Here is a 12,955-nt window from a genome sequence, read left to right as displayed (position 1 = left end):
GGGCACGGCGCATAAAGGGGATTTTGCTAGCATGGCCAGGTTTGTTGGCCGTCTCGACGGCGCACGTCGTAACTCGGTAGCGGACCCTGGGGAGGTGTGGTGGCCACACGGCTTCCGTCGGCGCCGCCGATCCTCCCCGGCCTCGCCTACATCCGCCCGCTCGGCTCCGGCGGCTTCGCCGACGTGTTCCTCTACGAGCAGGACATGCCGCGCCGCAACGTGGCGGTCAAGGTCATGCCCAGCGACGTGCGCGACCCCGAGCTGCGGCGCATGTTCAACGCCGAGGCGGACGTGCTGGCGCACCTCTCGGCGCACCCCTCGATCGTGACGGTCTACCAGGCGAGCATCTCGGCGGACGGCCGCCCGTACATCGTCATGGAGTACTGCCCCGGCTCGCTCGCGCAGCGGTACCGCGTCGAGCGCATCCCGGTCGAGGAAGTCCTTGCGATCGGCGTGCGCATGGCGAGCGCGCTGGAATCGGCGCACCGCGCAGGCCTCATCCACCGCGACGTGAAGCCCAGCAACATCCTGGTCACCACCTTCGGCACGCCGGTGCTCGCCGACTTCGGCATCTCGGCGTCGCTGCAGCGCAAGAGCGGCGGCGAGGTGCTCGCGATGTCGATCCCGTGGAGCGCGCCCGAGGTCGTCGCCGAGCAGACCAGCGGCACCGTCACGAGCGAGGTGTGGAGCCTCGGGGCGACGGTCTACTCGCTCCTGGCCGGCCACAGCCCGTTCGAGCGGCGCGAGCGCGGGCAGAACACCAAGGACCTGCTGCGCCGGCGCATCGCCCGGGCCACGTACGTCGAGATCCCGCGCGCCGACGTGCCCGCGTCGCTGCAGAGCGTCCTCGCGACCGCGATGAGCCGCGACCCCGGCCGCCGGTACGAGTCCGCCCGGGCGCTGGGCGAGGCCCTGCGCGCGGTGCAGTCCGAGCTCGGCCTCTCGCCGACGCCGCTGGAGATCCCCGACGACGAGTGGTCGCCGGCATCCGGTCCGGTCGATTTCTCGGACTCCGCCCTTCGCGGCCCCGCGCGTTCGCACATCGAGCGCGACCTCACCCGCAAGTCCCGCGCCGGCACGGGCGTGGCATCACTGGCGCGCGACGAGGACACCGAGATCTCGTCGCCGTCCCGTCGCCGGGCCGGCAGCGCGCTGCCGTGGGTGATCGGCATCGGCGCCGGAGTGGTCGCGGGCGCCGCAGCCGTCGTGGCGACGCTGTTCGCGGTCGGGGCGCTGTGATGGCCCGCGGCAGCGCGCCGGCGCGGCGAGCCGCCACGCCGATGCGACGCGGCACCATCGCGGGGCTCGTCGCCGCGGGTGCCGTCGTCGCCACGGTGATCGGGATCAGCATCGTGTGGCCGGGGCTCGACGCCCAGGAGACGCCCGATGTCGACGCCGCGGTGTGGGCGCTGCAGACCGGCGAAGGACGCCGCTACGCCCGCGTCAACACGTCCGTGGGCGAGCTCGACACCGTGCGCAGCATCAGCAACCCCGACCAGGTGGTGCAGACCGGCGACGCCGCCTACCTGTTCAGCGACAGCTACAGCACGCTCACCCGCATCGACTCCGCGATGCCCGCCGACCTCGACGAGGAGGCGCTGCAGTCCTCCCAGAAGACTCCGGCCGGCACGACAGAGGCGGTGACCGCCGGCGACTACGTCGCCTACCTGACCGATTCGGGCGCGGTGTTCGCCGGGCGCCTGTCGACCGGCTCGGCGTCGCAGCTCGACCCGTTCCGGTCGGCGGATGACGAGGACGCGCCGCAGTACACCGCCGAAGCGATCGCCGTGGACCGGCGCGGCAGGCTGTTCGCCTACTCCCGCGCGGACGGCTCGGTGCTTCGCTACGACATCGGCGAGGCCGACGTGCGCGGTCGTGACGCCCTCGACGCCGACGGACTCGATGCGCCGGCGATCACCGCCGCAGGCGACACGTGGGCTGTCGTCGACACGGACGACGGCGACGTGTGGCTGCGCGGACAGGATGCCGCGGCCCAGGCGCCGACCACGAGCACCGTGGTGGTGGGCGCGCCCGATCCTGCCGGGTCGGCGGTGTACCTCGCCGACGACACCGGTCTCGTGCGGGTCGCCGCCGACGGCTCGGGGATGGAGACCGTGGTGGGGGAGGGGAACGGTGCCGTGCTCGGCACGCCCGCCCAGCCCGTCGCGCACGACGGCACGACCTACGCGGCGTGGCTCGGGCAGGGTGACGAGGGCGGCCTGCTGTGGCGCTCGAGCGGGGAGCGCATCGCGCTCGACTACGGCGAGGGCACCATGGCCGACGATCGCCGCCCGGTGTTCGTCGCGAGCGCCTCGTCGGTGATCCTCAACGAGACGCGCACGGGGTGGGCGTGGTCGGTGCCCGACGGAGCGCTCATCACGTCCAGCCAGGACTGGAGCCTCGACGACCGCACCGATCCCGATGCCGTGCCCAGCGAGGAGCAGCTGCAGGTCGTGCTCGACCCGAAGCCGCCGATCGCGGAGCCCGACGGGTTCGGCGTGCGCGCCGGCGCCCTCGCGACGCTGCCGGTGCTGCTGAACGACCATGATCCCAACGAGGACGTGCTCACCATCGACCCGGATTCGGTCACCGGCCTCGACCCGGCGTTCGGCGTGGTCTCGGTGACCGACGACGATCAGCGGCTCGCGGTGCGGGTGCAGCCGGGGGCGACAGGCTCGGCGACGTTCTCGTACGCGGTGAGCGACGGCACGAGCGCCGACGGCCTGCTGTCGGAGCCGACGACGGTCACCCTGACGGTCGCGGCCGCGGGTGCGGACTCCGCCCCGGAGTGGTGCGGCGTGGAGCGCTGCCTCGTCGAATGGCCGCAGCCGGAGGTCGCGCGCGGCGGCACCGTCACGGTGCCCGTGCTGCCGGGCTGGGTCGATCCCGAGGGCGACCCGCTGCTCCTGCTCGCGGTCGAGAACGTCACCGGTCAGGGCAGCGTCGCCGCCACGCCCGGCGGCGACGTCGTCTACCAGCACAGCGACACCGGCGATGGCGGGGAGGAGCTCATCGAGCTCGCCGTGACCGTCGCCGACACGCAGGGACAGACGTCGGTCAAGTCGCTCGTGGTCAAGGTGTCGCCGCAGCCGCAGCTGGCCGCGCAGTCGTTCGCGGTCACCGACACCGTCGCCTCGGGCATCACCGTCGACGTCGCCGACCACGTGACCGGCACCGCCGGCACGCTGTCGCTCGACTCGGTGCGGGTGCTCGACGACGCCGCGGCGACGGCCACCGTAGTGGGCGGCTCGACGTCGTTCGACTTCTCGGCGCAGAACCCCGGAACCTACCGCGTGGACTTCACGGTCACCGACGGCACCAGCGACGCCACCGGCACCGCGCGCATCACCCTGCTCCCCGCCGACGCGCCTGCGCAGCTCGCGACGTCGCCGGTCGTGGCCTTCGTGCATCCCCAGCAGGACGCGACGCTCGAGATCTTCGACGCGGTGTCGAACCCGACCCGCCGGGTGCTGCTGCTGAGCGACGTCGTCGCGAGGGCGGATGCCGGTGCCACGCTGTCGGTCGACGCCGTCGGTCAGAACCACCTGCGCGTGTCGGGAACGACCGCCGACGGCGCTGCCGGCCGGCTGGGCATGGTCTCGTACGTCGTGAGCGACGGCACGGAGGACGCCGGAGCCGCCGTAGAGGGCGAGGCGACGGTGTACCTGCTGCCGCCGGCGCCCGAGCTCGCGCCGATCGCCGTCGACGACACCGTCGTGGTGCGCGCGGGCGCCCAGATCGACATCCCGGTGCTCGACAACGACATCTCGCCGTCGGGCGGCCGGCCCACGCTCAACCCCGAGTCGGTGCGGTCGTCGTCCGATGCCGCGCTGGCGTTCGCGTCGGGCGACCTGCTGCGGTACCTCGCGCCCGAGGAGCCCGGCGACTACGGCATCGAGTACTCGGTCTTCACCACCGGCGCACCCGCGCTCGCCGACACGGCGGCGGTGCGCGTGCGCGTCATCGACGATGAGGCGAACCGGGCGCCGGCGGCCGACACGCTCGAGGGCCGGGTGCTGAGTGGCCAGTCCACGCTCATCGAGTTCGACGGGTTCGGCTCCGACCCCGACGGCGACGTGGTCACCCTGGACCGCATCATCGACCAGCCCGAGCGCGGTGCGGCGACGATCACCGCCGACGGCGCCGCGATCATGTACACGAGCGTGCCCGGCGACAGCGGGCAGGAGTCGTTCCGGTACCGCATCGTCGACGCGTTCGGCGAGACCGCCGAGGGCACCGTGCGCGTCGGGGTGCTCGACAGCGAGGCGAACCCGAGCCCGGTCACCTTCACCGACTACGTGCAGGTGCAGGCGGGCGAAGGCAACACGATCCGGGTGAGCCCGCTCTCGAACGACGTCGACCCCACGATGGGCGAGCTCACGGTCACCGACATCCGTCCCGACGTGCCGGCGACCCTCGTCGACGGCAGTGAGAACCCCGAGTACACGCGCCTCGACGGGCACATCGTCGACGTCGACGACGCGACGGTGCGGATCGCGGCGGGCGTCGCGCCGGGGACCATGTCGTTCCTCTACGACGTCGAGTCCTCGTCGGGCAACACGGGCCGAGGCCTCATCGTGGTCCGCGTGGTGCGCGAGAGCGTTCCCGACTACCCGGTGGTCGCCGACACGATCCTCACGGTCGAGACCCGCGACGACTTCCTGCGCGGCGTGGACGTGCTGGCCGGCAAGGTGACGTGGTCGGGCGGCGACGTCGACGACCTCGAGCTGTCGCTGTGGGGCGACCAGTCCGGCGTGACGGTGGACGGCACGCGCCTGAGTGGCACGCTCCCCACGACGACGCGGCTCATCCCGTTCGCCGTGACCGGCGAGAGCACATCCGGAGAGGTCGTCTCGTACGGCTTCCTCCGCGTACCGGGAGACGACGACCTCGCGCTGACGCTCCGCGCGGGCGCGGCATCGCCGGAGGTCACCGAACTCGAGTCCACGACGTTCGACATGGCGTCGCTCGTCGCGCGTCCACGAGGGTCGACCCTCGACGTCGGCGCCGAGGTGCGGGCGTCCGGCGCACGTGGCGAGGCCGCCTGTGCGATCCAGTCGGGCAGCGTGGTGCGCTATGACTCCGGAGCGGGCGCCCCGTGGGTGGATGCGTGCCAGGTGCCGGTGCGCCTGACGGGCACGGACGAGTGGACCTACCTCTCGGTGCCGATCGTCGTGCATCCGCGCGACCCGCAACCCGAGCTGCGGCCGGGCTCCATCACGGTCGGCCCCGGTGAGACGACCACCTACGACCTCAAGAACATGACGACGTGGCAGCTCCGCGAGGACTGGGACGGCATCGTGTACGCCACCGAGCACGCGGGCGGCGCATTCGAGGTGACCCAGGAGGGCACGACCCTCACGGTCACCGGTGCCGACCGTGCCGTCCCCGGGTCGGAGGAGGCCGTGCTCGTGTCGGTCACCAGCCACCCCGCGGTGACGCCCGCCCGTCTCATCCTCCGAGTGGGCGCAGCGCCGTCGACACTGCCGCAGGGCGGGTCGGTCGTGCAGCAGTGCTCGCAGGCGGCGGGCTCGTCGTGCACGATTCCGGTGATCGGCGCCGGCGGCGAGGTCAACCCGCTGCCGCGCACGCCGCTCGAGGTGGTCGAGGTCCGGCCGACCGGCGCGTGCGCGGGTGTCGGCTTCGAGGTCGCCTCGGCGACGACCGTCCGGGCGACGTGGACGACGGATGCCCCGGGCGCGACGTGCACCGCCACGTTCTCGGTGCGTGACGCCCAGGGCCGCATCACCAACTCCGAGCGCGACGGCCGCGTGCTGCTCGATCTGCTGGGCTACCCGAAGACGCCCGCCAGCGTGTCGCAGACCGCGTACGCGAACGGCAGCGCGACGCTGCGCGTCGACCCGGGCGAGGCGCGGCTGGCCTACCCGGCGCTCGGCGGCTTCGTCATCCGCTGGAACGGGCAGGAAGTCGCGCGCTGCTCCGCCGACGGCGTCTGCCCGGCGATCGCGGCGCCCAACGGCGAGCAGCGCACGTATGAGGCGTGGGCGGTCAACGCGGTCGGGGAGTCGAAGTCGAGCGTGCGCACCGTGGCGTGGGCCTACGACGCGCCGCCGGCTCCCCAGAGCGTCACGGCGGAGCCCGTCGTGACCGGGGACGGTCAGGGTGGCGTCGCGGCACTCGTGATCGACGGCATCGACACCGGATCGACGGGAAGCCTCGAGATCACCAGCGACACGGGCGAGACGGTGCGCGTGGCGGTGGACGGCAACCGCCCGACCGTCGACGTGCCGTGGTACCGCGTCGGCAGCAACGACGCGACGGTCGTGACGGTGACGCCGTTCTCTCGCTTCGAGCTTCCGCCGGGGCTTGCGGGCAGCCCCTCCGGACGCAGCATCACTGTCCAGACCAACGGCGTCGGCAGCCCGCAGTCGCCGAACCTCACCCTGAGCTCCTCGTCGAACGGCGACGGCACCTCGACCATCACGGCGACGGCGTCGGCAGTGCCCAACGGGACCGGCTCGACCCTCCGCTACGGCATCGTCCCCGACGGACAGCGCTGCGTGGCCGACGCCGGCTCCTCGGCGACCTTCACCGTCGACGACGGCAACGAGTACACCTACCGCATGTGCGCCGAGTCCTTCTGGGGAGAGAGCGACCGCTCCTACGGCCGTGTCGAGACGACCCAGAGCGTGCGCGCCCGCCAGTCCGGCAAGAATCCGCAGAACTGGACGTTCGTGGTGGATGCCGCGCCGAACGTGGATGCGAACGCCCAGCGCGCGGAGTGGGTCATCCGCGCAGAGCCGACCACGACCGAGCGCATCCCGCGCAACAACCACGTCGAGTGGCGCGGGTGGGGCCCGGGCACCTCGGTGATCGGGCAGGACCCCGGCATCCAGGTGCGCTACGTGCACGACTGGTGGTTCGAGAGCACGGGATGGTCGACGGTCACCCCGCGTGCGGGCAGCGCGCCCTACCAGGTGCAGGCGAACTGGGCGATCACGTCGTGCGTGGGCGGCGGCAGGCTCACCCTGAAGGGGTCGTCGTCCAACGCCCCGAACGGGACGGCGGCGAAGATCACCTTCGACACGTCGGCGACGAGGTACTTCAGCCGGAACGGCCGGGACATCACCGACGTCGCCGATCGCACCCTGGTTCCGGCCGGCACGGTGCGTGTCGAGGGCGTCAGGGTGACCGTCGACTGGAGCGCGCAGGGCTGGGGGCTGTCGCCGGCTCAGGCCACGATCCCCGCCTACACCGGCTGCACGTCCAACGATCCGCTCCCGTCCGGCGTCGTCGCCGGATCTCCGGGCTCGTTCACCCCCGACTTCGCGCGACTGCCCGGCAGCCTCAACGAGCTGCGCTCGCTGGGTGCACTCGGCCAGACGGCGGCGTGGACCGAGGGACAGTACGTCTCCCTCGGCGACGGCAGCCAGGCCTACTGGGACGCCACGACCTGGCAGAGCGGCCGAGCCCCCGCGCCGAACCCATGAACCGGGGCCGCCGCACCGCACAGGGCGACGGCATCCACCCTCCCTCCCCGACCGCAAGGAAACACATGACCATCACGCAGGAGCAGGCCGACTGGTTCGCGCAGACGTTCGGCCAGATCGCCGACAACGTCGAGCGCGCGGTGCTCGGCAAGCGCCGCGTCGTCGAGCTCGTCCTGACCGCGATGCTGAGCGACGGCCACGTGCTCCTGGAGGACGTTCCCGGCACCGGCAAGACCTCGCTCGCCCGCGCGATGGGGCAGTCCGTGCAGGGGACCAACACCCGCATCCAGTTCACGCCCGATCTGCTGCCGAGCGACATCACCGGCCTCAGCGTCTACGACCAGAAGGAGGGCGTCTTCGAGTTCCACGCCGGACCGATCTTCGCGAACATCGTGCTCGCCGACGAGATCAACCGCGCGAGCCCGAAGACGCAGTCCGCGCTCCTCGAGGTCATGGAGGAGGGCCGCGTCACGATCGACGGCGTCTCGCGCGAGGTGGGAGTGCCGTTCCTCGTGCTGGCGACCCAGAACCCCGTCGAGCAGGCGGGCACCTATCGACTGCCCGAGGCGCAGCTCGACCGCTTCATGATGCGGACCTCGCTCGGCTACCCCGACCACGCCGCGACCGTGCGGATCCTCGACGGCGCGGCGGTGGCCACCGCGGACCTCGCCCCGATCATCACGCCGCAGGCCCTCGTCGGCATGGCGGACCTCGCCGCCCAGGTGTACGTCGACGCGCTGGTGCTGGACTACATCGCGCGGCTCGTGGACGGCACGCGCACGGCCGACGAGGTGCGCCTGGGCGTCAGCATCCGCGGGGCCCTCGCTCTCACCAAGGCGGTGCGCACGCGTGCCGCCGCCCACGGCCGCACGTACGCGACGCCCGACGACGTCAAGGCGCTCGCGGTGCCGGTGCTCTCGCACCGGCTGATCCTCCACCCCGAAGCCGAGTTCGACGGCGTCACGCAGGAGACCGTCGTCGGTCAGGTGCTGCTCGACGTGGCACCGCCGTCCAGGCGCGAGGCCGTATGAGCGCAGCCGAGCGCCGGCGCGGGACGACGGACGTCTTCGAATCCCGCCTCACCCGCACCGTCCAGTCCACCGGCACGGCCGGCCGCACGCACCTGACCGCCACGGCGACGAGCGTCGGCCCGTCGCGCCGCGGTCGGGCGTTCGTGCGCGCCGCCGTCTGGTGGACCGGGGTGTGGCGCGCGCTCGGCACGGGCATCACGACAGCGGCGGAGTGGGCCGGGCGCACGATCCGGCCCGCGGGCACGCTGGTCGCGGTCGCCGCGACCGCGGGGCTCGTTCTCGGGATCGTCTTCGGCTGGGTCGAGTTCATGGTCGCGGGCGCGGCATCCCTCGTCCTCCTCCTCGCGGCCGTGCCGTTCCTCTTCGGCGCCCGCGCCTACGACGTCGACCTCACGCTCACGCACGAGCGGATCGTCGCCGGCGACGGCGTGGACGGCCGCATCGTCGTGCGCAACGACGGGCACCGGCTGGCCCTGCCGGGACGCATCGACATCCCCGTGGGCGAGGGCCTCGTCGAGTTCGGCGTGCCGCTGCTGCGCCCGGGGCACGTCGTCGAGCAGCCACTGGACATCCCGGGCCTGCGGCGCGGCATCGTCACGGTGGGCCCCGCCACGACGGTGCGCAGCGACCCGATCGGCCTTCTGCGCCGGGAGCACTCGTTCCCCGACGTGCACGAGCTGTTCGTGCATCCCCGTACGACTTCGCTGCCGACGACCAGCGCCGGCCTCATCCGCGACCTCGAGGGCAGCCCCACCCGGCGCCTGGTCGATGCCGACATGTCGTTCCACGCGATCCGCGAGTACGCGCCCGGCGACTCGCGGCGGCAGATCCACTGGCGATCGACGGCCAAGACCGGCCGGCTCATGGTCCGCCAGTACGAGGAGTCCCGGCGCTCTCGCATGGCGGTCGTGCTCGCGGTGGCCGACGCCGAGTACGCCGACGCCGACGAGTTCGAGCTGGCAGTCTCGTGCGCCGCGTCGCTCGGGCTTCGCGCGGTGCACGACGCGCGCGACGTGCAGATCGTGACCGGCTCCGAGATCCCACGGGTGGTGCGCGGGCGCCTGCGCGCGATCCGTCACATCCCGTCCGCGGCGCCGCGCCCGATGCTCGACGGCTTCAGCGGCGTCGAGCTGCTCGAGAGCACCATGCCGGTGGGCGAGGTGTGCCGTCTGGCGGCCGAGTCGGGCGAGCGGCTCTCGATCGCGTTCGTCGTGGTGGGTTCGCGTGTGCCGCTGACGAGGCTGCAGCAGGCCGCGCTGGCCTTCCCCGCCGACACCACGGTGGTGGGCCTCATCTGCGACGAGCGCGCCCATCCGCGCATGCAGCCGCTGTCGGGCCTGATGGTGCTGACGGTCGGCACCCTCGACGACCTCTCAGGCCTCCTGCTGAGGGGAGCCACGTCGTGAGCGGCGACGTGGCCGAGAAGAGGACGGATGCCGCGCCCCGCGGCGTCGCCGACGCGCCGGTGCGCGCTGCGCGCGTCGCGCCCCGCATCTGGGCGGGCGCCGCGTTCGCCCTCGTGATCGCGGCCGTGGCGGCCGTCGCAGCGTGGCCCATCTACCGCTCCGGGAGCTTCGCGCTGCTGGTCGGTGTCGGAACGCTCGTCGGCGGCGCCGTCGCGGCGGTCGCGTGGTGGCGGCGCTGGAACGGCTGGATCGTCGCGGGTGTGCTCACCGCGACGGTGCTCGTGCTCGGCATCCCGCTCGCCGTCCCCTCCCGGCTCGGTCCTGTGGACGAGCTGCTGCGCGGCCTCGGCGAGCTCGCAAGCGGACTGGTGATCGGGTGGAAGGACCTGATCACCGTCGAACTGCCGGTCGGGTCGTATCGCAACCTCCTGGTGCCGGCACTCGTGGTGTTCCTCATCGGCACCTGCGTCGTGCTGCTGCTGGCGTGGCGCGACGACCGCTCCGCCTACGCGGCGGTCCCGGTGGCCCTCGGCATGGTGACGTTCGGGCTGTTCTTCGGACGCACCACGGTCAGTGCGCCCCTCACGCTCGGACCGGTCGAGCTGTACGCCCCGGTCGAGACGGCGGTGGGCGTCGCAGGCCTCGTGACGTGCCTGATGTGGCTGGCATGGCGCACTCACGACCAGCGCATGCGCGCGCTGCAGCGGGCCGCGGCGGCCAGCGGGGTTCGCATCTCGCGCAAGCCCTCGCGCGCCGACCGCGGCCGCAACGCCCTCGGCACAGCCATGGTGGCAGCCGCTCTGGTGCTCGCGGTGGCGGTCGTGCCGCTGGCCGCGCGCGGCGCCGAGCGCCAGGTGCTCCGCTCCGCCGTCGGGCCCGACATCGACCTCTCGGCAGAGGTCAGCCCGCTGTCCCAGTACCGCGGCCTCTTCGCCGACGACCGCGCGGAGGAGGTGCTGTTCCGCGTCGAGCCGGCCTCCGACGGCGCGTCGGCCGCAGCACTGCCCGAGCGCGTGCGCATCGCGACACTCGACTCCTACGACGGCGAGGTGTACCGCTCCGGCGGCGAGGGCGCGGTCGACGCGGGTCGCTTCGTGCGCGTGCCGGCCGCACTGGACGGCGGCGAAGGCGCACCCGTCGAGGCGCGGATCGAGATCGGCGCGTGGGACGGGATCTGGATGCCGACGGCCGGCCGCCTCGCCACGGTCGAGTTCGGCGGCGACCGGTCGGCCTCGCTCGCGGACCGCTTCTACTACAACGCCGCGGCGGCGGCCGGGGTGCAGACGGCGGGCGGAGGGCTGGAGACCGGCGACAGCTATGTCGTGCGCGGCGTCGAGCCCGAATCGGCGGACCTCGCCGCGCTCGAGCCGCCCGGGAGCCCCGGCGGCGTGGCAGCGCCCGACAGCCTCCGCAGATGGATGGATCAGCACGCCACCGGGTCCGGCGGGGCCGCGCTTGCGGGCATGGTCTCGCTGCTGCGCGAACGCGGCTACCTCAGTCACGGCCTCGACGACGGCGGCGCCGAGCCGGCGTGGGTCGCGGCGCTCACCGACTACGCGTTCCAGCCGAGCGCGTCCGGCCACTCGCTCGCCCGGATCGACACGATGTTCTCGCGTCTGCTCGAGCGCGAGACCGACCCGCGGGCGGCGGCATCCGGCAACTACGTCGCGGCCATCGGCGACGATGAGCAGTTCGCCGTCGCCGTGGCGCTCATGGCGCGGGAGCTCGGCTTCCCGTCGCGCGTGGTGCTCGGAGCGCGGCTGAGCTCGGCCGACCCGGGCCTTTCCGTGTGCGACGACGGCGCCTGCGGCGCGCAGGACCTGACGGCCTGGACCGAGGTGCAGTCGGCGGGCGGCGAGTGGGTCGCCGTCGACGTGACGCCGCAGCACGCCCAGTCGCCGAGCCTCGACGTCACCGAGCAGCGCGACCCCGAGAACGTCACCGAGGTGCGCCCCGAGTCGGTCGAAGAGGTGGTGCCGCCCGATCCCACCCAGGAGGACTCGGCCGAGGATCGCGCCACCGAGGACGACTCCGCCCTCGACCTCGCGTGGCTCTGGCCGATGCTGCGGATCGGCGGCATCGCCCTGCTCGTGCTGGTGCTGGCGCTCGGGCCGTTCCTCATCGTGCTCGGGGCCAAGTCCGCCCGGCGGCGCTCGCGTCGTCGCAGCGGAACACCGGCGACCCGCATCGCAGGCGGGTGGGACGAGTACGTCGACGCGGCGGTCGACGCCGGCCGCACCGCGCCTCGCACGCTCACCCGGAGCGAGCTCGCGGCGAGCTTCGGCACCGCCTCGGGGGCGACGCTCGCGCGGGACGCCGATCGTGCGGTGTTCTCGAGAGGCGACCTGTCGGCCGACGACGCGAAACGCTACTGGACGACCGTCGACGCCGAGCGCCGCGCCCTCCGGCGCGGACGCGGGTTCTGGCGGGGCGCGCTGGCGACCGTATCTTTGAGATCGTTGTTCCGTCCACTGGCGCCTGAACCGGGCGCCCGCACGCGACTCGCCGAGAGGGGGAGACGACGGGCCGAGCCCGCGCGTCCCATGCCATGAACGCCACCGATGCCACCGCGGCTGTCTTCGGCCTGCTGATCAGCCTGCTGCTGTCCGCCGGTCTCTACGTCTGGATCGCGCTCGCGCTGTCGGCGGTCTTCCGCAAGTCGGGCGTCGAGCCGTGGAAGGCCTGGGTGCCGATCCTCAACGCGATCGTGCTGCTGCAGCTCGCCGGGCTCTCCCCGTGGCTGGTGCTGTTGGGCCTGGTGCCCATCGTGAACGTCGTGGTGTTCGCGTTCGCGCTCTACCGGGTGAACCTCGCCTTCGGCCTGGGCGCGGGCATGACCGTGCTCGGCGTCCTGCTGTTCCCGGTGTGGGCGTCCGTCGTGGGCTGGGGGAGCGCGCGCTGGATCGGGCGGGAGCAGGATGCCGGAGCCCGGCGCACATCCGGAGAAGCCGCCGCCGGCATCCCCCCGCTGCCGCCCTTCCCCACCCCGGCCTCGCGCTCGGCTGAGGCCGGCGCCTTCCCGCCCGCCGCGCCCCACACCGGCGCGCACGGCTTCGCGCCGCCGCCC

The 12,955-nt window shown here is 73.2% G+C and carries 6 protein-coding genes; all 6 read left to right on the top strand.

Annotation, left to right across the window (positions count from 1 at the left end):
• The first annotated feature begins 99 nt into the window (after positions 1-99).
• Entirely contained in the window at positions 100-1,239 is a 1,140-nt protein-coding gene (locus tag IM767_RS00030; protein WP_109210580.1) for a serine/threonine-protein kinase, read from the top strand.
• A 41-nt stretch (positions 1,240-1,280) separates the two neighbouring features.
• Positions 1,281-7,451, top strand: coding sequence for an Ig-like domain-containing protein (locus IM767_RS00025; RefSeq protein ID WP_109210579.1), 6,171 nt, complete (start codon positions 1,281-1,283; stop codon positions 7,449-7,451).
• 65 nt (positions 7,452-7,516) lie between these two features.
• A complete protein-coding gene (locus IM767_RS00020) occupies positions 7,517-8,482 on the top strand; it encodes an AAA family ATPase (RefSeq protein WP_109210497.1) in 966 nt (321 codons plus the stop codon).
• Positions 8,479-9,888, top strand: coding sequence for a DUF58 domain-containing protein (locus IM767_RS00015; protein WP_109210496.1), 1,410 nt, complete (start codon positions 8,479-8,481; stop codon positions 9,886-9,888). Before IM767_RS00020 ends, IM767_RS00015 begins: the two co-directional genes overlap by 4 nt.
• Positions 9,885-12,440, top strand: a complete 2,556-nt coding sequence (locus tag IM767_RS00010) for a transglutaminase domain-containing protein (RefSeq protein WP_109210495.1) — start codon at positions 9,885-9,887, stop codon at positions 12,438-12,440. The genes IM767_RS00015 and IM767_RS00010 overlap by 4 nt, the downstream gene beginning before the upstream one ends.
• The coding region (locus tag IM767_RS00005; protein ID WP_242061344.1) for a DUF5684 domain-containing protein at positions 12,437-12,955 on the top strand (519 nt) is incomplete at its 3' end. The genes IM767_RS00010 and IM767_RS00005, both read left to right, overlap by 4 nt.

This window comes from Microbacterium ureisolvens, assembly GCF_015278315.1.
Taxonomy (GTDB): domain Bacteria; phylum Actinomycetota; class Actinomycetes; order Actinomycetales; family Microbacteriaceae; genus Microbacterium; species Microbacterium ureisolvens.
The sequence above is the reverse complement of the archived record's forward strand: the minus strand, read 5'-3'. Positions and strand labels throughout refer to the sequence as shown.

Coding starts and splice junctions, on each gene's coding strand:
- IM767_RS00025 (WP_109210579.1), top strand. CDS start 1,281: ATGCGACGCGGCACCATCGCGGGGCTCGTCGCCGCGGGTGCCGTCGTC.
- IM767_RS00020 (WP_109210497.1), top strand. CDS start 7,517: ATGACCATCACGCAGGAGCAGGCCGACTGGTTCGCGCAGACGTTCGGC.
- IM767_RS00015 (WP_109210496.1), top strand. CDS start 8,479: ATGAGCGCAGCCGAGCGCCGGCGCGGGACGACGGACGTCTTCGAATCC.